We start from the raw sequence: 22,689 nt of genomic DNA, 5'->3' as shown, positions 1-22,689 counted from the left end.
GACGCCCGGCGTACCGGTCAGGCTGCGGCCGAGTGCTCCTCGACCGGCTCCAGGGCGATCTCGAGGACCTCGGCGACGTCGGCGACCGGGTGCACCCGCAGCTCGGCGCGCACCGACTCGGGGACGTCGTCCAGGTCGGGCTCGTTGCGCTTCGGGATGATCACGTCGGTCAGCCCGGCCCGGTGCGCGGCGAGCAGCTTCTGCTTGACCCCGCCGATCGGCAGCACCTTGCCCTGCAGGGTGACCTCGCCGGTCATCCCCACGGTGCCGCGGACCGGGCGCCCGGAGGCGAGCGACGCGAGCGCGGTCGTCATCGTGACGCCGGCGCTCGGCCCGTCCTTCGGGACCGCCCCGGCCGGGACGTGCACGTGCACCTTCCGCGACGCGAGATCACCCGCCCACCCGCGCGACCGCAGGTAGCTCAGCGCGATCGAGACCGACTCGGTCATCACCTCGCCCAGCTGCCCGGTGATCTGCAGGCCGGGATCGCCGTCCATCGCGGTGGCCTCGATGAACAGCACGTCCCCGCCGGTGCCGGTGACGGCCAGCCCGGTCGCGACGCCCGGCACCGAGGTCCGCTCGGCGGACTCCGGCGTGAACCGCGGCCGGCCCAGGTAGGTGACGAGCGCGTCGGCGTCGACGTGGACCGGGCGCTCCTCCTCGGCACCGTCGAGCTTCACCGCGACCTTCCGCAGCACCTTCGCCAGCCCGCGTTCGAGCTGGCGCACCCCGGCCTCGCGGGTGTACTCGGCGGCGATCATCGACAGCGCGACGTCGGTGAACTCGACGTCACCGGCGTCCAGGCCGGCCTTCTCGATCTGCCGCGGCAGCAGGTGGTCCCGGGCGATCGCGACCTTCTCCGGCTCGGTGTAGCCGTCGAGCGTCACGACCTCCATCCGGTCCGCGAGCGGTCCGGGGATGGCGGAGCCGTCGTTCGCCGTCGCCAGGAACAGCACGTTCGACAGGTCGAGGTCGACCTCCAGGTAGTGGTCACGGAACGTGTGGTTCTGCGCCGGGTCGAGGACCTCCAGCAGTGCGGCGGTCGGGTCACCACGGAAGTCCGCCCCCACCTTGTCGATCTCGTCGAGCAGCACGACCGGGTTCATCGACCCGGCCTCCCGGATCGCGCGCACGATGCGGCCGGGCAGCGCGCCGACGTAGGTGCGCCGGTGGCCGCGGATCTCGGCCTCGTCCCGGACGCCGCCGAGCGCCACCCGGACGAAGTTCCGGCCCAGCGCGCGGGCCACCGACTCGCCCAGCGAGGTCTTGCCGACGCCGGGCGGCCCGACCAGGGACAGCACGGCACCGGACCCGCGGCCACCGACGGTGTCCAGGCCCTTGCGGTGGCGCCGGGCCCGGACGGCCAGGAACTCGATCAGCCGTTCCTTGACGTCGTCGAGTCCGGCGTGGTCGGCGTCGAGGATCCGGCGGGCCTCGACGAGGTCGTCGGAGTCGTCGGTCGTGGTCGTCCACGGGATGTCGAGGATCGTGTCCAGCCAGGTCCGGATCCACCCGGACTCGGGGCTCTGGTCGGAGGCCCGCTCGAGCTTGCCGACCTCCGCCAGCGCCGCCTTGCGGACGTGGTCCGGCAGGTCCGCGGACTCGATCTTCCCCCGGTAGTCGTCCGAACCATCGGGGTCGTCCTCGCCGAGCTCCTTGCGGATCGCGGCGAGCTGCTGGCGCAGCAGGAACTCCCGCTGCTGGCGTTCCATGCCCTCGCGGACGTCCTCGGCGATCTTCTCGGAGACCTCCTGCTCGGCCACGTGCGCCTTCGTCCACTCCAGGAGCTTCTCCAGGCGCGCGGTCACGTCGGTCTCGGCGAGCAGCTCGGCCTTGTGCGCGACGTCCAGCCAGGACGCCCAGCCGGCGAGGTCGGCCAGCTGGCCGGGGTCGGTCGTCTGCTGCACCGAGTCGATGACCTGCCAGGCACCGCGCTGCTGCAGGATGCCGATGACCAGGGCCTTGTACTCGGCGGCCAGCTCCCGGGTCCGGCCGCTCGGCTCGGACTCGGCCACGGGTTCGGCCGCCACCCACAGGGCGGCACCGGGCCCGGAGACCCCGCTGCCGATCCGGGCGCGACGTTCGCCGCGCACCACCGCGGCCCGGTCGCCGTTCGGCAGCCGGCCGATCTGCTCCAGGACGGCGACCACGCCGATCGCGCCGTACCGTCCGTCGAGGCGGGGCACGACGAGCACCCGCCTCCCGATGTCGTCGTCCCCGTTCCCCGGTTCCCGATCGGCCGCCGCGCTCGCGGCGTCGATCGCGGCCCGGGTGTCGGGGGCGTCCAGCCGGACCGGGACCACCATCCCGGGCAGCACGACGGTGTCGTCGAGGGGCAGCACGGGGAGCGTCAGCACATCAGTCATGCCCGCTGCAACGGTGCTGAGCCGCCCGGGCTTCCGGAAGTTGAGTCGTGTCCGCTCAGGGCGAACAGCCGCGCTCAGCGGACGAGGTCGTCCACCACGGACGCGTTCGGGAGCGCGGTGAGCAGGTCGGCCGGGACGGCGAGCTTGCCGTTCCGGGTCCCGCTGCCGATGACGACGTCGCCGGCGTCCACGACCCCGGGCGCGATCCACAGCGGCCAGTCCGCGGGCAGGCCGATCGGGGTGATGCCGCCGTAGGCCATGCCGGTGCGGGCCACGGCGTCGTCCATCGGTGCGAACGAGGCCTTGCGGACGTCGAGCCGGCGCTTGACGGTGCCGTTGACGTCGGCGCGGGTGGTGGCGAGGACGAGGCACGCGGCGTACCGGACCTCACCGGCCCGCTTGCCGGAGACCACGACGCAGTTCGCGGATTTCTCCAGGGGCGAGCCGTACGCCTCGCAGAACGCGGCCGTGTCGGCCAGCCCGGGATCGATCTCGGCGACGCCGACCCGGTCGGCGGCCAGCTCCTTGAGCGCGATCGCGACCGGCTCGGCGAGCAGGTCGGGCCGGTCGAGTGCGGGGACGGCGTGCAGGGTTCCCAGGACCGGCCAGCTCACCAGCGCGTACCTCCGCCCTGGACCTCCACCACCGCGGGCTTCACGTCGACGAGGTAGACGAGCACGGCGACCATCGCGGCCAGCCAGAACATGGCGCCGCCGTACATCGGGCCGCCGGTGAGGATCAGCAGGAGCAGGCCGACGCCGGTGATGCCCAGCCAGGCGTTCTTGGTCAGCTTCCCGGCCGCGGTGAAGGCGTCGGCGCGCTGGCGGAGTGCGTGCAGGAACGCGTAGCCGCCCACCGGCAGCGCGAGGATCTTCAACCCGAAGACGATCCACTGGTCGAGGACGTACAGCAGTTCCACGAGGCCAGGGTACGGGGAGACCGGGCACCGGTCACGGGGGCTCCGGTGATCCGGGCCCACGACGAGCGCCCCGCCGGTCGTCCGGACCGGCGGGGCGTCGTGCGGTGACTCACCGGGCGGTGCGCCCGGGGAGGTTCACTTCTTGCTGGCGGTGGTGGTGCTGGTGCGACGGGTGGCCGGCTTGCGGGCCGCCGTCGTCTTGGCACCGGTGGTGGTCTTCGGGTCGGTCTTCGCGGCCGCCTTGCGGGTGGTCGACCGGGTGGTGCCGGCGACCTCGTCGCCCGCGTCCTCGATCGCGCTCGCGGCGTCCTGCGAGGCCTCGGTCACGGCCTCGGCGGCCTGGCCGGCGGCCGACTGGGTGCGGCGGGCGACCTTCTCGCCGACCGACCGGGTCTGGGTGGTGACCGTGTCGAGCGCCTTGGTCGCGGCCTCGTGGGTCTCGTCGACGAAGCCGTCGACGCGGGCGTCGAACTTCTCGGTCAGGTCCTCGACGGTCGCGATGGCCTGCTTGACCTGCGGCTGCTTGCGGATCCGGCCCCAGGCCTTCTCCCCGCGCTGGGCGAAGCCGACGTAGACGCCCTCGACCTCGGAGCGGAACTCCTCGACCTGCTTGCGCAGGTTGTCCGAGGACAGCTTGCCGCGCAGCTCCTTGAGCTCCTCCGGGAACTCGGACACGCGGGACTGGACGCCCTCGACGCGCTTGGTCGCGGTGGTGCGGGCGTCGGTGACGGCCTTGGTCACGGTGCTGTAGGCGAAGTCGCCCGCGCCGAGGACGGCGAGCAGCGGGGTACGGACGACCTCGGCCTGCTCGGCGGTCTGCTCGCGCAGCTTCTTCACGTCGGCACTGGTCGGGAGGTTCACGGCCATGGTGATCACTTCCTCGTCTCGTTCGGTGTCTCGGTGCTGTCGGGGAGGCCGTTCTCCCTGCGGAACGACTCGTACACGTCGAGCAGCACGCGCTTCTGCCGCTCGTTGAGGGTCGGGTCGGTGAGCACCGCGTCGGTCACCTTCCCGGCGGGACGCTCCTCGAGGATCCCGGCCCGGACGTACAGCGCCTCGGCCGAGATCCGCAGACCCTTGGCGATCTGCTGCAGGATCTCCGCGGACGGCTTGCGCAGCCCCCGCTCGACCTGGCTCAGGTAGGGGTTGCTCACGCCTGCCGACCGGGCCAGCTGCCGCATGGAGACCTGGGCGGCCTCCCGCTGGGCGCGGATGTACGACCCGATGTCGTCCACCGCGTGCCCGACGGCCTGCTGGGCCTGGCCGACGACCTGACCCACGTGCCCGACTCGCTCGGCGGGTTCGGCGGACCGGGCCGCACCGTCTCCGGGTTCCGGCTCGGTGGTCACTCCGCCGCACCTCCGTTCCTCATCGCGTGTCTCCGACCCTACGCGGGGGCGCTAACTGTTGCAAGCGGACTGCTAGCGCTGGTCACGTGGCGTGTGCCACGTTCGTGACCGGGTGGTGGCGAGCAGGTGACGAAGACCGTGCGGGCCGCGGTCATCCCACCAGCAGCTCGCCGACGGCGTGGATCACCAGGCCGGCGAGCGCGCCGACGACGGTGCCGTTGATCCGGATCCACTGCAGGTCCCGGCCGACCTGCAGCTCGATCTTGCGGGAGGTCTCCTCCGCGTCCCACCGGGCGACCGTGTCCGTGATGAGGGTGGTGATCTGGTGCCGGTAGTGCCGGACGACGTAGCACGCGGCGTCGGCCATCCAGCCGTCCAGCTTGGCGGCGAGCTCGCGGTCCCGGTCGAGCCGCGCGCCGAACCCCATCAACGCGTCCCGCACCCGCAGGCGCAGCTCGTTGGAGGGGTCGTCGGCGGCATCGAGCACCATGCCCTTCACGACGGTCCAGGCCCGCCCGATGAAGTGCTGGACCTCGGGATGCTCGATGACCTGGCGCTTGACCTGCTCGGCCCGATCCATCGTCGTCGGGTCGTACTGCAGGTCCTTCGCGAACTCGGACAGGTAGCGGTCGACGGCGTGCCGCAGCGGGTGTTCCGGGTCGGTCTTGACCGCCCAGGCGTAGCCGCGGATCTCGGCGAAGAGCTTGTCGGCGACCATGTCGTCGACGAACCGCGGCGTCCAGGCCGGAGCCCGCTCGTGCACCACGCGCAGCACCATCTCCTGGTTGTCGGCGACCCAGTCGTAGGCGCGGTCGCACACCAGGTCGACGAGGCGGCGGTGCGCGCCGTCGGCGAGCACGCCCTCGAGTGCCTTGCCCATGGGCGGGCCGACCGGGATCTCCAGCAGCTTCCGGACGGCCACGGTCTCGATGACGTTCTGCACGTCCTCGTCGCGCAGCACCGTCACGACGGCCCGCGCCGCCGTGACGAGCTCGGTGGTGACCCGGTCGGCGTTGTCCTGCTGCCTGATCCAGTGGCCGACCTGCTCGCTGACCCCGACCCGTTCCAGCTTGTCCCGGACGACGGACTCGGACAGGAAGTTCTCGCCGACGAAGTCGCCGAGGCTGTTGCCGATCATGTCCTTCTTGCGCGGGATGATCGCGGTGTGCGGGATCGGCAGCCGCAGCGGATGCCGGAACAGCGCGGTGACGGCGAACCAGTCCGCCAGCGCGCCGACCATGCCCGCCTCGGCGCTGGCCCGGAGGTACGAGGCCCAGGCCAGGCCCTGGACGTCCTCCAGGTACTTCGCGACGAAGAAGACGACCGTGGCGGCGATCAGGAAGCCGGTCGCGACGACCTTCATCCGCCGCAGGTCGCGGCGCTTCTGCTCGTCGCCGGGGCCGAAGCCCCCGAGCGGCGTCATCGGGACGGCCTGGGCGGGTCCGACGGCGCGGTCCCGCCTCGGGGTCGGTGCCGGGCGCTCCGGCGCGCGGGAGGTCTGCACGGCTCCATAGTGCCTCGCGCGACCGACGACGAACCCGGGGGCGCACCGGGGGCGATCTCCGGACGAACCCGGAGGGTGCGGGACGCGCGGCCCGGCCGGCGCCTGGCCGGGCCGCGCGGAGGTGCGGTCAGCGCCGCAGGGCGGCGACCTCGTCGACCGGCACCTCGGGAGTCGCGTTCCGGTTCCGGACGGCGTCGCTGACCGCCTCGACGACGACGGACGCCTCGGGAACCCGGTAGCCGACGCGGGCCGGCGCGACCCGCCACTGCACCCAGCCGTCGGGGAGCTCGGTCGGCGGCGCGACGACCCCGATGCCGTCGGTGTGCAGCACGACGTCGGTGTGCAGGCTGAGCTCGGCGGGCAGGGCGTGCCGCGGCGTCATCGGGAACCACCAGGTGCCCTGCGGCGTGGCCGCCACCGGGACGACCTCGCCGGCCTCGCGCAGCGTCCGGCAGACCTGGCGGCCGATCGCGGCCGGCACCTCGACGACGTCGAGCACGTCGCCGGTTGCCAGGAGCACGTCGGCCCCGGGGCCCGGCACGAGGGGCCATCCGTGGTCGGCGTACTCACGGGCGGCCGCCCGCAGCTCCGCGCCGTAGACGGCTCGGTAGCTGTCCCACCAGGACATCGGGATCCACTTCCCTTCGCTCGCTCGGGCACCACCGTGGTGCCCGATGTGAAGTGCAACACCAGGATGCGGGAACCGATCACGGTTCGCGAGCGACACGCGCCGAGGACACCCGGCGGGGAGACGAGCGGGAGCGACCGACCGTACGGCGTCCCGGCCCGCCGGTGAACGGCCGATGACCGGGCGGAGCGGTCAGGTGACCGGTGGCAACCTGCGGCGCTCCGGGCGCGCCGCCGGTCGTCGCACCGTTCGGCAGGCGCTGCTCCTGGGCGGCGGGAGCGGACAGACGACGGCGCCGGCACTCCCCGGAAGGAGTGCCGGCGCCGGTTCGTCACGCGCGGGGCGGTGCCCCGCGGGAAGTCAGATCACGCGGACCGTGTCGGCCTGCGGTCCCTTCTTGCCCTGGCTGGCCTGGAAGTCGACCCGCTGGTTCTCCTCCAGGGTGCGGAACCCGTTGGCCTCGATCGCGGAGTAGTGGACGAACACGTCCGGTCCCTCGTCGTCGGTGGCGATGAAGCCGAAGCCCTTCTCGGCGTTGAACCACTTGACGGTGCCCTGCGGCATAAAACTGTGTCCTTCTCAGATGGAACGGTCCCGGCTCTCACAGCAAGAGCCGGCGGTCGCGCGAGCTACGGGTCATGACACCGTCGAAGCCCACCGTCACAACTTCACACGGACGCTTCACGGCGATCGAGAGAAGAACGACTGCAACCACCGCGGACGCTACCACGGCTCGTCGGCGGCGCCGAACCCTCGTGACGTGTCGCTCGACGTCCGCCCACACCGGCCCGGCGATCACGAACCGTCACACCGGCGCCGGATTCCGGGTACGGCCGGTCACGGGCTGCACCGACGGGTGAACGACACGCCGTTTCCACGCCGACGGGTGAGCGATTGCGCCGCGGTGTCGCCGGGTCGGGTGGCGGGAGGGCTCCGGTGCCGGTGACGGCGGTCCGCGTACCCCGGACGGGGTCGCCCGTTCCGGGTGGCCGCGGGCCCGTTCCGATCACTGCGTGACCGGTGGGGCCGTCGTGGCGGGTGTGACCACGATCGGGTCACTGGTGGCGCACCGGCGGTGATCGCAAGCTCTGCGCCGTCAGTCACTTCGTGCAGCACCGCCCACTGGAGAGATCCGTGCGATCCCGAGTCACCACTTCCGTCGCCCTGACCCTCATGATCGGCACCCTCGGTGTGTGCGGGGCCGGCGTGGCCGGCGCGGCCGAGCCCGCGCGTGCCTCCGCCTCCCCGGCCGCCGCCGTCGCCCAGTCGCCGGCCTTCCCGGTCTCCCCGGTCTCACCGGCCTCCCCGGCCTCCCCGGCCTCCCCGGCCTCCCCGGTCGACGGTCCGCTTGACCGGCTGCTCGACACCCTGTTCGGCGGGTCGGTCGACGATCCGTCCGATCTCGACGACCTGGGCGACCCGGCCGCCGTTCCTGCCGCTCCCGGCGTTCCGGCTGCACCGGGTGTTCCCGCCGCGCCCGGCGTACCGGCCGCCCCCGGCGTTCCCGCTGCCCCCGGCGTACCGGCCGCCCCCGGCGTTCCCGCCGCACCGGGCGTGCCGGCCGCCGCGGAGGTCCCTGCCTCCCCGAGCGCCCCGGGAGCGCCGGGTGTGCCGGCCGCCGCGGGGGTCCCCGCTTCCCCGGGCGTGCCTGCGGCTCCGGGCGTGCCGGCCGCTCCGCAGGCGCCGGCCGGGCCGGGACAGCCGGCCGCCCCGGCCGCTGCGGCCGCGCCGGCGGCCCCCGGTACCACCGCCGTCCCCGACACCGCCGCACCGGGCGTGGCGGTGACGCCGACGGCCCCGACCGCACCGGGAGCACCCACGGCCCCGGCAGTACCCGCCACCCCTGCGGCGCCTGGCCTTCCGGTCGCCGGGACCGTTCCGGGCGCCGCGGCTCCGGGCACCCCGGCCACCGTCGCGGTCCAGGAGACACCGGCCGGGGCCGGGGGCGGGTCGGCGCCCGAACCGCCTGTCCCGGGTGCACCGGCCGTTCCGGGGGCACCGGCCGTTCCGGGGGCACCGCAGGCACCGGCGGTTCCGGGGGCGCCGGCCGCTCCGGGCGTGCCGCAGGCACCGGCGGTCCCGGCAGCCCCGCAGGTTCCGGCAGTCCCGGCCACGCCCCAGACACCGGCGATCCCGGGTGCGCCGCAGACCCCGGCGGTACCGCAGGTCCCGGCAGCGCCGCAGGTTCCGGCGGTGCCCGCGGCTCCTGCGGCCCCGTCGATGCCACAGGCTCCGGCGGTGCCGCAGACCCCGGCCGTTCCGCAGGCCCCGGCCGTGCCCGGCGTTCCGGCGACCCCCGCGGCACCCGGCGTGCCTGCAGCGCCGGGTGTGCCGCAGGTTCCGGGCACCGCGACGGCGACCGTCTCCACCGCGCCCGCCGCGCCCGCCGCTTCGGGCCGGGTGGCCACCCCGGCCGATCAGGACCAGGACGCCCCGGCCCAGCCGAGTCTCTGGGAGCGGATGTTCGGCATCACCCGCTGACTCCGGTCCCACCGCGGCGGCGCTCCCTTCCGGGGCGCCGCCGCACCCGCCGCACCACCTCCGCGCCGCACCCGGCCACGGCAGCCGCCCCGACCACGGAAACGCTCACGGATCCCGGCGTTGCTCACGCGATCCGGCGAGCGTCGCCCGGTTCCGTGAGCGTTCCGGACGCCGTCGGGGTTGCCGAGGTGAGCAGCGGCCGCAGCGGCCCACTCAAGCCAGCTCCGCGGCCCAGCCCTTCTCGAGGGAGCGGAAGACGCTGTCGAGCAGGTCGGTGAGCTCCAGGCTCTCATCGGCCAGCCACCGCTCGTAGGCCGCGAGACAGACTCCCAGGCAGGCGTGACCGATGCTCTGCGGCACCAGCTCCGAGGCCGGTTCGCCGCGCCGCTCGGCGACGAAGTCCGCGACGACCTCCCGCCACGCCGCGTACCGGAGCGTGGAATGGGCCTGCAGCGCCGGGGTCTGCAGGATCAGCCGCAGGCGGCGCCGGTGCCAGGGCTGCTCGTCCGGTTCCACGTGGTTGAACTCGAGCACCGCCCGCCGGACGCACTCGAGGACCGGCAGCTCGGTGGGCTGGGCGGCCAGCACCGCACGCATCCGGACCAGCTGCTCGTCGAAGGCGCCCCAGGCGACGTCGTTCTTCGAGGCGTAGTAGCGGAAGAAGGTGCGGCGGCCGATCCCGGCGGCGTGCGCGACGTCGTCGACGGTCGTGTGGTCGAAGCCCTGCTCGCTGAACATGTCCAGCGCGATGTGCTCGATCTCGGACCGGGACGTCACCGGCCGCCGGCCCGCCCGGCGCTCCCCCGGCGTCCGGTCGAGGTCGTCCGTGTGGTTCCGGGCCGTCGCCGACATCGTCGCGTCTCCGCGCATTCCGGCCCCGCTCGAGCAGTCCGGGTGCGCCGGGAGGCCGTGCGGGCACCCTGCCCCGATCATTCCACGGCACCGCCCCGCGCGGCCGGGACCACGGTCCGTCGTCCCGGCGGGCGAGCCGCTCGCAGGAAAGCGCTCCAAATTGTCGGTGGTGCACGGCACACTCGCCCAGAGACGAACCGGGACCCGCCCGGGTCACCCGAACAGGGGTCGTCGCGAGGGGGAACAGAATGAGTGCACCTGTCCGTACCGGTGCCGGTGTCGACGAGGCGGACGACCGCCCGCTGGATCTCCGGATCGAGGACTACCGCCGCGAGCTGACCGGCTACTGCTACCGGATGCTCGGCTCGGCCTTCGAGGCCGAGGACGCGGTGCAGGACACCATGATCCGCGCGTGGAAGGGCGTCGCGAAGTTCGACGGCCGTTCCTCGCTGCGGTCGTGGCTCTACCGGATCGCCACGAACGTCTGCATCGACGCGCTCAACGGGCGCAAGCGCCGCGCGGTACCGATGGACCTCGGCGGCCCGGGAGCCCCGGTGGCGGAGTCGCTGCGCGAGCCGCTGCCCGACGCCGAGTGGCTGGAGCCGATGCCGGACGCACGGGTCTCCACCCCGGCCGGCGACCCGGCGGACAAGGCGATCGCCAAGGAGACGATCCGGCTCGCGTTCATCGCCGCCCTGCAGCACCTGCCGGCCCGCCAGCGGGCGGTGCTGATCCTGCGTGAGGTCCTGTGCTGGAAGGCCGCGGAGGTCGCGGAGCTGCTCGGCACCACGGTGGCATCGGTGAACAGTGCGCTGCAGCGGGCCCGCGCCACCCTCCACGAGCAGGGCATCTCCGAGACCGCCCCCGGTACGACACCGGAGATGGACCCCGCGCAGACCGAGCTGCTGATGCGGTACATGGCCGCGTTCGAGGCGTTCGACATGGAGGCGCTGACCGCGCTGCTGCACGAGGACGTCGAGCAGAACATGCCGCCGCTCGAGCTGTGGTTCCGCGGGCGCGACGACGTCATCGCCTGGATGGCCATGGGTCCGGGCCAGGCCTGCCGCGGCTCCCGGGTCGTCCCGGTGGAGATCAACGGGACGGTCGGGTTCGCGCAGTGGAAGCCGTCGGGGCCGGACGGCGAGTTCGAGGCCTGGGGGATCCACGCGCTCCGGATCGAGGACGGGCAGGTCACCGGGCTGAGCATCTTCCTGAACACGGACCTGTTCGAGTACTTCGGGCTGCCGCTGAGGCTGTCGGAGAAGCCGGAGCTGTGGGAGCCGAAGGCCGGGTGAGCGGCCGGCTACCGGCCCACTGCCGGGCGGTGCCCCGGCAGGGCGCACGGCGGTCGTTCACCGGCGGTGAACCCGGTCCGCCGACGGCATAATTGCAGGTGGGAGGGAGGGCCCCGTTCTAGCGTCGGCGTGGAGAACCCGAGAACGGAGGTCCCCGATGCCGGTCCTGTCCACTGCACCCGCACTCGCCGACCGGCTCCTCGGTGAGCGGATCGTGCTGCTCGCCCGGGAGCTGGACGACGACGTGGCCGCCGAGACCTGTGCCCGCCTGCTCCTGCTCGCCGCCGAGGACCCGCACCGCGACGTGACCCTGCAGGTGCTCTCCCCCGGTGGCTCCCCGGTGGCGGCGATGGCCGTGCACGACACGATGCGTGCGCTGGGCGTCGACGTCGTCACCGTCGCGGCGGGGTCGCTGGCCGGGCCGGTGCCGTTCCTGGTCGCGTCCGGCACCTCGGGGAAGCGGTTCGCCCTGCCGCACGCGGCGCTGCTCCCCTCGACCGACGGCCAGGTCCGCGGGTCCCATCCCGGTGACGTGCGGGTCCGCGCCGACCACCTGAGCAGCCGCCGGGACGAGATCGACACGCTCATGGGCCGGTACTGCGGCGCGCCGCTGCCGGACGAGGCGCGCCACCGCTGGCTGTCGGCCGGCGATGCCGTGCGGCTCGGCGTGGTCGACCACGTGCGCGGAGTGGATAGCTAGACTCTCCACGTGCGCGTGTCCGAGCTGTCCCGGTCGTCCGGCGTCCCCGTGGCGACGATCAAGTACTACCTCCGGGAGGGGCTCCTGCACCGCGGGGCGTCGACGTCGCCCAACCAGGCCCGCTACGACGAGTCCCACCTGCGGCGGCTCCGGCTGATCCGTGCGCTCGTCGAGGTCGGGGGGCTCCCGATCGCCACCGTCAAGGACGTGCTCGGCGCCGTCGACGACCCGGCCACGGGGATGCACGAGGTCCTCGGCCGCACCGTCTACGCGATCACCGGCACCGGCGGCGATGAGGCCGGCGCGTTCGCCGACGCCGCCGAGGCCGACGTCCGGGTGATGACCGCGCACGCCGGCTGGCACGTCTCGGAGCGGGCGCCCGCGCTGGCCGGTGCCCGCTCTGTGCTGGCCCGCCTGCACGAGCTCGGCCAGGCCCCCGGGGACGACACGCTGCGACTGTGGGCGGAGGCCGCGGACCGGGCCGCCGAGGGAGACCTGCGGGCGATCGCACACGGCGACGACCGCGAGGGTGCCGCCGAGACCGCCCTGATCGGGACGGTGCTCGGTGACGCCCTGCTGGCCGCGCTGCGCCGGATCGCGCAGGAGAGCCACTCCGCAGCCCGGTTCCGGCCGGAGTGCGCACGAGCGGACGGCGAAACTATGGACAGCAGCACTATCGGATAGCTACAGTATCCGCATGAGGATGCGTGACGCCGTCGCCTGGCACCGCCCGCTGATGCTCGTCGGCGCGACGTGCGCCGCGCTCGTCCCGATCGGCGTGATCGGAATCCTGGCCGACCCCCGCACCCTGCTCGGCGCCCCGCTGTGGATGAAGCCGACGAAGTTCGCCGTCTCGATCGCGATCTTCTGCATCAGCTGGGCCTGGCTGTACGCGCAGGTCCGGGCGCGGCGTGGCCGGATCCGCGGCGTCCACCTGGCCGGCACCCTGGCGGCGGTGATGCTCGCGATCGAGATGGTGGTGATCGCCGTCCAGGCCGGGCGCGGCACCACCAGCCACTACAACGTGACCACCGCCCTGGACGCGGCGCTGTGGACGGTCATGGGCGTGTCCATCGTGGCGGCCTGGCTCGGCACCCTGTGGCTGTCCGGGGCGCTGTTCGCCGTGCGCGGCCTCGACCCGGCCCGGTCGCTCGCGATCCGGGCCGGTGCCGTGCTCGCGCTCGCCGGGATGGCGCTGGGCTTCCTGATGACGAGCCCCACCTCCGAGCAGCTCGCCGACTTCCGGGGCATCGCGGGCGCCCACACGGTCGGCCTGCCGGACGGTGGCCCCGGCCTGCCCGTCGTCGGCTGGAGCACGGTCGCCGGGGATCTGCGGGTCCCGCACTTCGTCGGCATGCACGCACTGCAGCTCCTGCCGCTGCTGCTCGTGGCGCTGGAGCTGGCGGCTGCGCGGGTCGCGGTGCTCCGGGACCCGCGGGTCCGCCGGGATCTCGTCGCGACGGCCGTGACCGGCTACGCGGGCCTGCTCGCGCTGGTCACCTGGCAGGCGCTGCGAGGGCAGCCGCTGCTCGCCCCGGACCCGTGGACGGCCGCGGCGTTCGGCGCGCTGGTCGTGGTCGTCGCCGGCGGAGCGGTGCTGTCCGTGCGCCGCACCCGCGAGCTGACCCCCGCAGGCTGACCGTCCGGGCCCGGCCGGCATGCCAGGCTGGGCGCCGTGGCCTCGATCATGCTGACCGCGATGCCGTTCGCCGGGCACATCCTCCCGGTGCGGGCGGTGGCGGCCGAGCTGGTCCGGCGCGGACACGACGTCCGCGCCTACACCGGTTCCGCCTACGTCGACGCGTTCGCCGCCGTCGGCGCGACCGGTGTCCCGTGGCGCGAGGCCCCGGACTTCGACGAGCGGAACTACGTCGCGACGTTCCCGCGGCTGCGCGACCGCAAGGGGTTCCGGCAGCTGGCGATCAACCTGCAGGACATGTTCGTGGCCACCGCGCCGGCACAGAGCCGAGACCTGCTCGCCGCGCACGCCCGCCGGCCGTGGGACGTGCTCGCCGGCGACCCGATGGCGCTCGGGACGCGGTTCGCCGCGGAGCACACGCGGTCGCCGTGGACCGGGCTGTCGCCGGTCCCGGTGATGGTCCCGTCCGCAAGCGGCCCGCCCGCCGGACTCGGCCTCGACCCCGGCCGCGGCCTGCCGGGCCGGGCCCGGGACGCGGTGCTTCGCGGGCTCGCGAGCGCCCTCGCCGTTCCGCTGAACCGCGCCTACCGGCGTGCCCGCGCGCAGGCGGGGCTCCGGCCGGACGGGCACACCGCGGCGACGATGTGGTACTCGTCCGAGCAGGTGATCGCCGCAGGGAGCCCCGCGCTGCACGGGTCGCCCGCGGTGCCCCCGGAGATCCGCTACGCCGGTGATCTGACCGATTCCGGCGTCCCGGGGCCGGAGGCGGCGCCGCCGTTCTGGTGGGACGACGTCGTCACCAGCCGGCGGCCGGTCGTCCACGTCACGCAGGGGACGGCGATCGTCGACCCGTCCGACCTGATCCTGCCGGCGATCGAGGCGCTGGCCAGCGAGGACGTGCTGGTGGTCGTCGGTACCGGGCACCGCACGCCGCCGCTGCCCCGGCCGCTGCCCGCGAACGTCCGGGCCGGCCCGATGCTGCCGTACGACGACCTGCTGCCCCGGACCTCCGTGATGATCACCAATGGCGGGTTCGGTGGTGTGCTGCGGGCGCTGCGGTACGGCGTCCCGCTGGTCGTGGCGGGCGGTGACCTGGACAAACCCGAGATCGCCTCCCGGGTCGCCCGGTCCGGCGCGGGGATCAACCTGCGGACCGGGACACCGCGGCCGGCGACGATCCGGGCGGCCCACCGGCGGATCGCGACCGACCCGTCGTTCCGAGCGGCGGCACGGCGGGTGGGCGCCGAGCTCACCGCGCTGGGCGGGACGCGGCGGGCCGCCGACCTGGTCGAGGCGCTGGTCCCCGATCGCGGTGAGCGCGGCACGCGCTGATGGAGGTGGAACGCGTGACGTCCCGTCGCCGGGCGGTGGCCGCGGTCGCGGCCGGCGGTGTGCTGGGCGCCGAGGCCCGCTACCTGCTGAGCTCGGCGTTCCCGGCACCGCCCGGTGGGTGGCCGTGGACGACGTTCTGGATCAACATCACCGGCTGCCTGCTGATCGGGGTGCTCTACACGGTGCTGGCCGAGGTCGCCGCGCGCCCGCATCCGCTGGCGCGCCCGCTGCTGGGCGCCGGCATGCTGGGTGGTTACACGACGTTCTCGGCATGGTCGGTGGAGACGGTGCAGCTGCTCGACGGGGGCGCCTACGGCACCGCGGTGGGGTACGCGCTGGTCTCGCCGCTCGCCGCCGTGCTCGCCTGCGCGGGCGGGGTCGCGGTCACCCGCAGGATCGGGCGGACGGCGTGACGGCCTGGTCGGTCCTGCTGGTCGGGCTGGGCGCGGCCGTGGGGGCGCCGCTGCGGGTGCTGGCCGACGCCGTGGCGCGGGCCCGGTTCGGACCGGCGTTCCCGTGGGGCACGTTCGCGGTGAACGTCGCGGGCTCGCTGGTCCTGGGTGCGCTCACGGGGGCGAGCGCGGTGCTGCCCGCGGGAGTCGCGGCGCTGCTCGGCACCGGGTTCTGCGGGGCGCTGACGACGTACAGCACCTTCGGCCACGAGCTGGTGGCCCTGGCGGAGCGGCGGGCCGGGAGCGCGGCCGTCGTGTACCTGCTGGGCAGTGTCGTGACCGGGATCCTGGCGGCGGCGACCGGGTGGTTCCTGGTGCGCCTGGCCCTCTGACGGACGGATGAGAGAGGTGGCCAGGGGCGGGGTCGAACCGCCGACCTTCCGCTTTTCAGGCGGACGCTCGTACCAACTGAGCTACCTGGCCCCGGCTCCCGGAGGAACTCCGGGGACGTGGAGCGACCCAGACGGGACTCGAACCCGCGACCTTCGCCGTGACAGGGCGACGCGCTAACCAACTGCGCCACTGGGCCTTGCTCTGCGGCCACCATCGTAGCCGATGACCTCCGCGGTACCCCCAACGGGATTCGAACCCGCGCTGCCGCCTTGAAAGGGCGGAGTCCTAGGCCGCTAGACGATGGGGGCTTGGACTGACCCGGGGGCTCGTCCTTCCCTCAACGGCTGTCCGTTGGGAGCGGTGAAACCATACGACACGGCCGCGGCGGCCCGCGCAGGCACCCCCCTGTTCCGGCGTCGCAGCAGGCCAGAGGGGCGCGCGGGGATCAGCGCGCGACGGGCGGCGGCTGGTCCGGGTTGCCGGAGATCAGCCCGAGCATGTCGAGCAGCTCGCGCAGGTCCGCGGAGTCCGCGGAGTTCTCCGCCACGACGAGCCGGGCCCGCTGGACCTGCTCGTCGGACACCTTGAACGCGTCCGCCGCGTTCCGCGGCGCCGGGATGGACCCGGTGTCGTCGGTCGTGCGCCTCGCGCCGATGGTCATGAGGCCTCCCCGTAGGCCGTCAGGGCTCCGTCCCTGGCGCTCCCGGGCCCCGGCGTCCCGGGTGGGACGCGCCGCGGTTCCGGTTCCGCCGGTACCGCCACGTGCTGTGGCCGTGACCAAGACGTTACCCATCGTGCGTGGCCGCTGCACGCCCCTTCCCGGGTGACGAGATCGCCAGGGCGACGCTCACTCCGTGCACGGTGTGCCGGAGAGTTCCTCCACCGGTGTCACCGCCGCGACCGCCCGGTACCCCGCCGCGGACGGGTGCAGGCCGTCACCGGAGTCGTACTCGGGGCGCAGCCGCCGGGGGTCACCCGGATCGGCGAGTGCCGTGGCGGCGTCGACCACCCCGTCGGCGTACCGGGGGCCGTCCGCGCGGAGCCACGCGTTGACGCGGTCGCGGGCCGCGGCCGTCGCCCGCGTGCCGTGCTCCCCCGCCGCGGCGGGCGGGATCGTCGTCAGGAACACCCGCAGCCCGGAGGCCCGGGCCCGCTGGGCGAAGGCCTGGATCCCGGCGATCAGCTCGTCCGGGCCCGCGCCCGCGGCGAGATCGTTCGTGCCCGCCAGCAGCAGCACGTCACGTACCCCGGCCACGCCGGTGACGTCGGTGTCGAACCGGGTCAGCGGCGCGTCCCCGGCGCCCGGCGGGTCGTCCTGCAGCAGGCGGTTGCGGGACAGCCCCGCGTTGAGCACGGTCACGCCCCGATCCCCGGCCGCCGGGTCGAACCTCGCCGCGATCTGGTCCGTGAGGCGGTCGTCACGGTCCGGGGTGCTGCCGACGCCGTCGACCAGCGAGTCCCCGATCACGAGCAGCCCGCCGCGCGGGCGCGGCGCGTGCACCTCGAGCCCGGCCAGCACCGGCCACGACTGCAGGGTGGTGCCGAAGCCCACCGGCCCCGGCGTGCCGGTGCGGTCGCCGGCTCCGGACAGCCACGCCGTTCGCATCGCGACCGGGTGCGAGCTGACCGTCTCCGGCACCTCGGTGAGGAACAGGCTGACGGTGACCAGCACCCCGGCGTCGACGGGGACCGGCAGCGGATCGGTCATGACCTCGGCGCCCGGCGGCAGCACCACGTCCGGGCGCCCGCCGGTGTGCACCGGCCGCGGCACCTCGCCGGGCGCGCGGGCCAGGGCGACCGCGCCGAGGTGCAGCGGACCGTCGCCGTGCCGGTTGGACAGCCGCAGCCGGACCGGGTCGCCGGACGCCTGCGGGCGCACCACCATCCGCAGTGTCCGGCCGGCGAGCTGGTCACCGGGCACCGCCTGCTGGGCGGCGTGCCAGGCGGCCGTCCAGGCCGGGGCGCAGCCGGACGCCCACGCCGCTGCCGGCAACCCACGGCCACATCCGGCGAACGCGAGCCCGGCCACCAGCGTCACCAGCACCGCGAGCGCCGCCGCGGTACGCCGCCGGACATGGGGCCGCACGCGCACCGCCTCCCGTCCCTCCGTGCCCGTCCGGAGGTCGGCCGGGTCCCGCCACCGGCTCCGTCGAACGGCGACCCGATCACGTTAGGTGCATCGCAGGTCACCCTGCGACGACACGCGTCCGGGCGGCGACGAGCGGCCTGGCGGGCGAGCCGAACCGAGGCTTGCCCAGAGCGTTCGCTGTCGCTAACGTTAGCGGCCACGAACAGAAGGATGGAAGGTGAGGATCATGGGCTGTCCGGTCGCGTTCTTCGAGATCACCAGTAATGATCATGAGCGGGCGCAGCGGTTCTACGCCGACCTGTTCGGCTGGCAGGTCGCAGCGGACCCGGCGATGGGCGGGTACGGGCTGGTCGACACCGGCGCGGGCGAGTCGGCGGTCGGCGGCGGTATCGGCCCCTCCGAGGAGCCCGGCGACACCGGGGTCAAGATCTACATGCGGGTCGACGACCTGGACGACGCCCTGTCCCGGGCCGAGCGGCTCGGCGGGCGGCGCCTGGTGGAACCGACCGACCTGCCCGGTGACTACGGGCGTTTCGCCGTGGCCGCCGACCCGGACGGCAACCCGATCGGGTTGTGGACCTGACCCGGACCGCCGACATGCCGGAGGACCCCCGCCCCGAGGAGCGGCCCGGCGCCGGCTCGCCCTCGGAGACCGCGACCGACGAGGTGCTGCGCGCACTCGCCGAGCCGCGGCGCCGCGCGATCCTGCGCCTGGTCGCCCAGGACGAGCTCGCCGCCGGGGAGATCGCCGGTGCGTTCGCCGTGACCCGCCCCGCGATCAGCCAGCACCTGACCGTGCTCAAGAACGCCGGGCTGCTCAGCGAACGCCGGGCGGGCACCCGGCGCCTCTACCGCGCCCGCCCGGAGGGCCTCGACGGTCTGCGCGCGTTCCTGGACGAGATGTGGTCGTCGTCCCTGGACGTCGCGCGCCGCCTCGTCGAAGCCGACCGCGGCCTCCGGGACGACCGGCGTGCCGCCGGCGGGTGACCGGCAGGCCACCCACGAAACGCGCGGCGACCCCGCCGAGCCCGGACCCGCGTCCGTGACCACCTCGCCACCGCCCCGGAGGACCCGATGACCGCAGGGACCGGACCCCGCCACCACCGCGAACCGGTGACGACGCTGCAGCGCCCACCCGTGCGTCGCTCCACCCTGGTCCGCAGCGACCGGGCGCACACCTTCGAGGTGTTCGTGGCCACCATCGGCGCGTGGTGGCCGGTGCTGCCCTACTCCGCGGGCCGCGAGCGGGTCCGTGACGTCGTCGTCGAGGCCCGTCCCGGCGGGCGCGTCCACGAGACGTGGGACGACGGCACCACCGTCGTCTGGGGTGAGCTGCTGGTCTGGGATCCGCCGCACCGGTTCGTGATGACGTGGACGGCGACCCCCGCACCCACCGAGGTCGAGCTCACCTTCGCCGCCCTCGGCCCGGCCCTCACCCGGGTGGAGGTGTGCCATCGCGGCTGGGAGGCGCTGTCCGAGGCCCAGCTCACCGAGGACTGCGCCCAGCCCGGCGGCTACACGTCCGGCGCCTACGGCCGTGGCTGGTCCCACATCCTCGGCTGCTTCACGACGGCCGCCGAGGCCTGCGGCGACCGGACGACGTCCGCACCGACGGCCCGGGAGGCCTCATGTCCGAGAAGCTCGTCTTCGCCTACACCCTGACCCCGCCGCGTCCCACCTTCGCCACGGACATGACCGAGCACGAGGCGTCGGTGATGGCCGAGCACGCCGGCTACTGGACCACGCTCCGCGATCAGGGCACCGCAGTGGCGTTCGGCCCGGTCCTCGACCCCGCCGGGCACTGGGGGCTGGCCGTGGTCGAGGCCGGATCGGACGCCGAGATCGACCGGATCCGCGCCGGCGACCCGGCGGTCGTCGCGGGGATCGGAACCGTCGCGGTCCACCCGATGCCGGGCGCGATCGTGCGGCTCCCGCACACCGCCTGACCTCCCGGGCGGTGTCCGCGGCGACCGGGACGCGGATTCCCCGGGCACGGCCTAGGGTCGGGGCCACCACGACGGCGGCCGGCGCGGGCCGCCCGGGAACGAGGGAGGGGCCGGTGGCCGGCTACGAGGAGATCTTCCGATCCAGCGTCGAGGACCGCGAGGGATTCTGGCTCCGCGCGGCGGGTGCCCTGGACTGGCACGTCGCGCCGAGCACCGCCCTGGACGACGCGAACCCGCCGTTCCACCGGTGGTTCCCGGACGGCGAGCTCAACGTCGCGCACAACGCACTGGACCGGCACGTCGACGCCGGCCGCGGCGACCGGCCCGCCCTCGTCTACGACTCGCCGGTCACCGGCACGAAGCGGACCTACACCTACGCGCAGCTGCGTGACGAGGTCGCGACGTTCGCGGGCGCGCTCCGCGAGCTGGGTGTGGGTACCGGCGACCGGGTCGTGATCTACATGCCGATGGTCCCCGAGGCCGCGATCGCGATGCTGGCCTGTGCCCGGCTGGGCGCGGTCCACTCGGTCGTCTTCGGCGGGTTCGCCGCGAACGAGCTCGCGGTCCGCATCGACGACGCCGCCCCGACCGTGGTCGTCTCGGCGTCCTGCGGCATCGAGGGCAAGCGGGTCATCGAGTACAAGCCGCTGCTCGACCGGGCGATCGAGCTGTCGTCGCACAAGCCCGAGCGCCAGGTCATCCTGCAGCGCCCGCAGGCCGAGGCGGCGATGGGCCCGAACGACGTCGACTGGGCGTCCGCGGTGGCGTCCGCGCGTCCGGCCGACCCGGTGCCGGTCAGGAGCACCGACCCGCTGTACGTGCTCTACACCTCCGGCACGACCGGCAAGCCCAAGGGCGTGGTCCGCGACTGCGGCGGCTACGCGACCGCGCTGGCCTGGTCCATGCCGAACATCTACGACGTCGGCGCCGGCGAGACGATCTTCACTGCCTCCGACGTGGGCTGGGTCGTCGGCCACTCCTACATCGTGTACGCGCCCCTGCTCGCCGGGGCGACGACGATCCTCTACGAGGGCAAGCCGGTCGGCACCCCGGACGCCGGCCAGTTCTGGCGGGTCGTGCAGGAGAACCGGGTGAAGTCGGTGTTCACCGCGCCGACCGCGTTCCGGGCGATCAAGAAGGAGGACCCGCACGGCGAGTTCCTGGCGCAGTACGACGTCTCGTCGCTGCAGTACCTGTTCCTCGCCGGCGAGCGCCTCGACCCGGAGACCTACCGGTGGGCGTCCGACCTGCTCGGCATCCCGGTGATCGACCACTGGTGGCAGACCGAGACCGGCTGGCCGGTCGCGGCGAACCCGGCCGGCATCGAGCTGCTGGAGATCAAGCCGGGCTCGCCGACCCGCCCCATGCCCGGCTGGGACATCCACGTCCTCGACGAGGCCGGCCGGGCCTGCGAGCCCGGCGTCGACGGCGCCATCGTCGCGAAGCTGCCGCTGCCCCCGGGCGCGTTCCCGACCCTGTGGAACGACGACGAGCGCTTCCTGAACTCCTACATGAAGGCCTTCGACGGCTACTACCTCACCGGCGACGGCGGCCACCTCGACACCGACGGCTACCTGTTCGTCATGGGCCGCACCGACGACGTCATCAACGTCGCCGGGCACCGCCTGTCCACCGGGGGGATGGAGGAGGTCCTCGCCTCGCACCCGGACGTCGCCGAGTGCGCGGTGATCGGGGTCTCCGACACCATGAAGGGCCAGGTCCCGCGCGGGTTCGTCGTGCTCAAGGCGGGCGTCGACACCGCGGCCGAGGGCTACGAGGAGCGGCTGCGCGACGAGCTCGTCGCGCTGGTCCGGGAGCGGATCGGCGCCGTCGCCTCGCTGAAGGACGTCGCGATCGTCCCCGCCCTGCCCAAGACCCGCTCCGGCAAGATCCTGCGCAAGACCATGCGCGGCATCGCCGACGGCCACGACGAGCCCGTCCCGTCCACCATCGACGACCCGGCCGTCCTCGACACCCTCCGCCCGGTGCTCCGCCGGGAGTGACGACCGGCGCCCCGGCCGGATCGCCGATCCGGCCGGGGCGTCCCTTCGGGTGGTCCGCGCGGGCCAACCTTGACCCCCGCCGATCCTCCCGGTAACGGCGCGCCGCCACCGGTCGATGACCCGACGACGGCCGCAGCCGCTCCCCGGCGCTCCCCCCGTGCGGTCGTGGACCCCGTGGAGGTTCGTCATGGACGGAACCCGCATGCGGCTGGTGGCGCTCACCGCCCCGCTCGCCCTCGGCGCGGTGCTCGGTGTCGCCGCGCTGCTGGAGCCCCCGGCCGACCCGCCGATCCGGGACGACGGCGAGGCCGCCCCCGCCAGCACCCGCGGCCCCGCGGTGACCGCGTCCGCGGTGCTCGGGTACCCGCGGACCACACCCCCGCCGGCCCCGCTGGAGCAGGCCCACACCGCGCTCGCGCCCGCCCCGCTCCCGGAGCCGGTCGAGACCGCCGACGCCCGCTGACCCCTTGATGTAGGCCAGCATAACCGCAGGTCAGGGCATCCTCAGTCGTGCGAGAGTGCCCGCACAGGAGCACCATGGCCCCATGAAGGTCATCGTGGATTTCGACCGCTGCGAGAGCAACGCGGTGTGCATGGGTATCGCGCCCGAGGTCTTCGAGGTGCGCGACGACGACTACCTCTACATCCTCGACGAGAACCCGCCGGAGGCGCTCCGGCCGAAGATCGAGGAAGCGGTGCGGAGCTGCCCCAAGGCCGCGATCACGCTCGAGGGCTGAGCGGCCGGTTGCCGGGGCGACCTCCGGCGGAGAGGATCGCCCCGACGTACCGCCTGCGAAGGAG

The 22,689-nt window shown here is 74.2% G+C and carries 26 protein-coding genes and 3 tRNA genes; 15 read left to right on the top strand and 14 right to left on the bottom strand.

Annotated elements, in window-relative coordinates:
- Positions 1–17: 17 nt before the first annotated feature.
- The 8 genes from lon to H7X46_RS02130 all read right to left on the bottom strand — a co-directional run bounded on the left by lon (position 18) and on the right by H7X46_RS02130 (position 7,330).
- Positions 18–2,366, bottom strand: coding sequence for an endopeptidase La (gene lon / locus H7X46_RS02165; protein WP_222131167.1), 2,349 nt, complete (start codon positions 2,364–2,366; stop codon positions 18–20).
- Positions 2,367–2,440: 74 nt separating this feature from the next.
- Positions 2,441–2,983: a YbaK/EbsC family protein gene (locus H7X46_RS02160; protein ID WP_186362384.1), complete on the bottom strand. Its 543-nt coding sequence runs from the start codon at positions 2,981–2,983 to the stop codon at positions 2,441–2,443.
- Positions 2,977–3,285 (bottom strand): DUF2516 family protein, encoded by a 309-nt coding sequence (locus tag H7X46_RS02155; protein WP_186357798.1) that lies wholly within the window; start codon positions 3,283–3,285, stop codon positions 2,977–2,979. Before H7X46_RS02155 ends, H7X46_RS02160 begins: the two co-directional genes overlap by 7 nt.
- Positions 3,286–3,420: 135 nt before the next feature.
- Positions 3,421–4,152 carry a hypothetical protein gene (locus tag H7X46_RS02150; protein WP_186357797.1) on the bottom strand — a complete coding sequence of 244 codons (732 nt, stop codon included), beginning with the start codon at positions 4,150–4,152 and terminating at the stop codon, positions 3,421–3,423.
- A 5-nt stretch (positions 4,153–4,157) separates the two neighbouring features.
- The gene (locus tag H7X46_RS28980; protein WP_186357796.1) at positions 4,158–4,634 is read right to left on the bottom strand and encodes a helix-turn-helix transcriptional regulator; all 477 of its coding nucleotides are present in this window, start codon (positions 4,632–4,634) and stop codon (positions 4,158–4,160) included.
- A gap of 151 nt (positions 4,635–4,785) precedes the next feature.
- Positions 4,786–6,057 carry a DUF445 domain-containing protein gene (locus H7X46_RS02140; RefSeq protein ID WP_186362383.1) on the bottom strand — a complete coding sequence of 424 codons (1,272 nt, stop codon included), beginning with the start codon at positions 6,055–6,057 and terminating at the stop codon, positions 4,786–4,788.
- 208 nt (positions 6,058–6,265) lie between these two features.
- On the bottom strand, positions 6,266–6,766 hold the full coding sequence (locus H7X46_RS02135; protein WP_186357795.1) for a bifunctional DNA primase/polymerase: 501 nt from the start codon (positions 6,764–6,766) through the stop codon (positions 6,266–6,268).
- A 360-nt stretch (positions 6,767–7,126) separates the two neighbouring features.
- Positions 7,127–7,330: a cold-shock protein gene (locus H7X46_RS02130; RefSeq protein WP_186357794.1), complete on the bottom strand. Its 204-nt coding sequence runs from the start codon at positions 7,328–7,330 to the stop codon at positions 7,127–7,129.
- Between the two features lie 1,674 nt (positions 7,331–9,004).
- Here H7X46_RS02130 and H7X46_RS28975 point away from each other — a divergent pair.
- Positions 9,005–9,247 carry a hypothetical protein gene (locus tag H7X46_RS28975; protein ID WP_222131166.1) on the top strand — a complete coding sequence of 81 codons (243 nt, stop codon included), beginning with the start codon at positions 9,005–9,007 and terminating at the stop codon, positions 9,245–9,247.
- Positions 9,248–9,460: 213 nt separating this feature from the next.
- Here H7X46_RS28975 and mftR read toward each other — a convergent pair whose 3' ends face one another.
- A complete protein-coding gene (mftR, locus tag H7X46_RS02120) occupies positions 9,461–10,099 on the bottom strand; it encodes a mycofactocin system transcriptional regulator (protein ID WP_186357792.1) in 639 nt (212 codons plus the stop codon).
- Between the two features lie 248 nt (positions 10,100–10,347).
- Between mftR and H7X46_RS02115 the strand changes: the two genes are divergently transcribed.
- The 7 genes from H7X46_RS02115 to crcB (H7X46_RS02085) all read left to right on the top strand — a co-directional run bounded on the left by H7X46_RS02115 (position 10,348) and on the right by crcB (H7X46_RS02085) (position 15,849).
- Positions 10,348–11,394, top strand: a complete 1,047-nt coding sequence (locus H7X46_RS02115) for a sigma-70 family RNA polymerase sigma factor (protein ID WP_186357791.1) — start codon at positions 10,348–10,350, stop codon at positions 11,392–11,394.
- Between the two features lie 157 nt (positions 11,395–11,551).
- A complete protein-coding gene (locus tag H7X46_RS02110; RefSeq protein WP_186357790.1) occupies positions 11,552–12,094 on the top strand; it encodes an ATP-dependent Clp protease proteolytic subunit in 543 nt (180 codons plus the stop codon).
- A gap of 9 nt (positions 12,095–12,103) precedes the next feature.
- Positions 12,104–12,778: a MerR family transcriptional regulator gene (locus tag H7X46_RS02105; protein WP_186357789.1), complete on the top strand. Its 675-nt coding sequence runs from the start codon at positions 12,104–12,106 to the stop codon at positions 12,776–12,778.
- A gap of 13 nt (positions 12,779–12,791) precedes the next feature.
- Positions 12,792–13,733, top strand: coding sequence for a hypothetical protein (locus tag H7X46_RS02100; RefSeq protein ID WP_255426065.1), 942 nt, complete (start codon positions 12,792–12,794; stop codon positions 13,731–13,733).
- A gap of 36 nt (positions 13,734–13,769) precedes the next feature.
- The gene (locus tag H7X46_RS30480) at positions 13,770–15,065 is read left to right on the top strand and encodes a glycosyltransferase (protein ID WP_186357788.1); all 1,296 of its coding nucleotides are present in this window, start codon (positions 13,770–13,772) and stop codon (positions 15,063–15,065) included.
- Between the two features lie 14 nt (positions 15,066–15,079).
- Positions 15,080–15,478 (top strand): fluoride efflux transporter CrcB, encoded by a 399-nt coding sequence (crcB, locus tag H7X46_RS02090; protein ID WP_370588564.1) that lies wholly within the window; start codon positions 15,080–15,082, stop codon positions 15,476–15,478.
- Positions 15,475–15,849 carry a fluoride efflux transporter CrcB gene (gene crcB / locus H7X46_RS02085; RefSeq protein WP_186357786.1) on the top strand — a complete coding sequence of 125 codons (375 nt, stop codon included), beginning with the start codon at positions 15,475–15,477 and terminating at the stop codon, positions 15,847–15,849. The genes crcB (H7X46_RS02090) and crcB (H7X46_RS02085) overlap by 4 nt, the downstream gene beginning before the upstream one ends.
- Positions 15,850–15,866: 17 nt before the next feature.
- Here crcB (H7X46_RS02085) and H7X46_RS02080 read toward each other — a convergent pair.
- From H7X46_RS02080 to H7X46_RS30475, 5 genes are all read right to left on the bottom strand, one after another.
- Positions 15,867–15,940, bottom strand: a tRNA-Phe gene (locus H7X46_RS02080).
- A 32-nt stretch (positions 15,941–15,972) separates the two neighbouring features.
- A tRNA-Asp gene (locus H7X46_RS02075) sits at positions 15,973–16,046 on the bottom strand.
- Between the two features lie 39 nt (positions 16,047–16,085).
- Positions 16,086–16,158 (bottom strand) — tRNA-Glu (locus H7X46_RS02070).
- 137 nt (positions 16,159–16,295) lie between these two features.
- Positions 16,296–16,511 (bottom strand): hypothetical protein, encoded by a 216-nt coding sequence (locus H7X46_RS02065; protein ID WP_186357785.1) that lies wholly within the window; start codon positions 16,509–16,511, stop codon positions 16,296–16,298.
- Between the two features lie 186 nt (positions 16,512–16,697).
- Positions 16,698–17,936, bottom strand: a complete 1,239-nt coding sequence (locus tag H7X46_RS30475; RefSeq protein WP_186357784.1) for a GDSL-type esterase/lipase family protein — start codon at positions 17,934–17,936, stop codon at positions 16,698–16,700.
- Positions 17,937–18,165: 229 nt separating this feature from the next.
- Between H7X46_RS30475 and H7X46_RS02055 the strand changes: the two genes are divergently transcribed.
- The 7 genes from H7X46_RS02055 (at position 18,166) to H7X46_RS02025 (ending at position 22,625) form a co-directional block, all read left to right on the top strand.
- Positions 18,166–18,522 (top strand): VOC family protein, encoded by a 357-nt coding sequence (locus H7X46_RS02055; protein WP_186357783.1) that lies wholly within the window; start codon positions 18,166–18,168, stop codon positions 18,520–18,522.
- Complete coding sequence (locus H7X46_RS02050; RefSeq protein ID WP_370588563.1) at positions 18,513–18,926, top strand: ArsR/SmtB family transcription factor; 414 nt, start codon at positions 18,513–18,515, stop codon at positions 18,924–18,926. Before H7X46_RS02055 ends, H7X46_RS02050 begins: the two co-directional genes overlap by 10 nt.
- A gap of 87 nt (positions 18,927–19,013) precedes the next feature.
- On the top strand, positions 19,014–19,601 hold the full coding sequence (locus H7X46_RS02045) for an SRPBCC domain-containing protein (protein ID WP_186357782.1): 588 nt from the start codon (positions 19,014–19,016) through the stop codon (positions 19,599–19,601).
- Positions 19,568–19,885: a YciI family protein gene (locus H7X46_RS02040; RefSeq protein ID WP_186357781.1), complete on the top strand. Its 318-nt coding sequence runs from the start codon at positions 19,568–19,570 to the stop codon at positions 19,883–19,885. The genes H7X46_RS02045 and H7X46_RS02040 overlap by 34 nt, the downstream gene beginning before the upstream one ends.
- Positions 19,886–19,998: 113 nt before the next feature.
- Positions 19,999–21,888, top strand: coding sequence for a propionyl-CoA synthetase (locus H7X46_RS02035; RefSeq protein ID WP_186357780.1), 1,890 nt, complete (start codon positions 19,999–20,001; stop codon positions 21,886–21,888).
- A gap of 187 nt (positions 21,889–22,075) precedes the next feature.
- Complete coding sequence (locus H7X46_RS02030; RefSeq protein WP_186357779.1) at positions 22,076–22,351, top strand: hypothetical protein; 276 nt, start codon at positions 22,076–22,078, stop codon at positions 22,349–22,351.
- A gap of 82 nt (positions 22,352–22,433) precedes the next feature.
- On the top strand, positions 22,434–22,625 hold the full coding sequence (locus H7X46_RS02025; RefSeq protein WP_186357778.1) for a ferredoxin: 192 nt from the start codon (positions 22,434–22,436) through the stop codon (positions 22,623–22,625).
- Positions 22,626–22,689 lie beyond the last annotated feature (64 nt).

The organism is Pseudonocardia sp. C8, assembly GCF_014267175.1.
Taxonomy (GTDB): Bacteria; Actinomycetota; Actinomycetes; order Mycobacteriales; family Pseudonocardiaceae; genus Pseudonocardia.
This window is presented reverse-complemented; position numbering and strand designations above follow the sequence as displayed.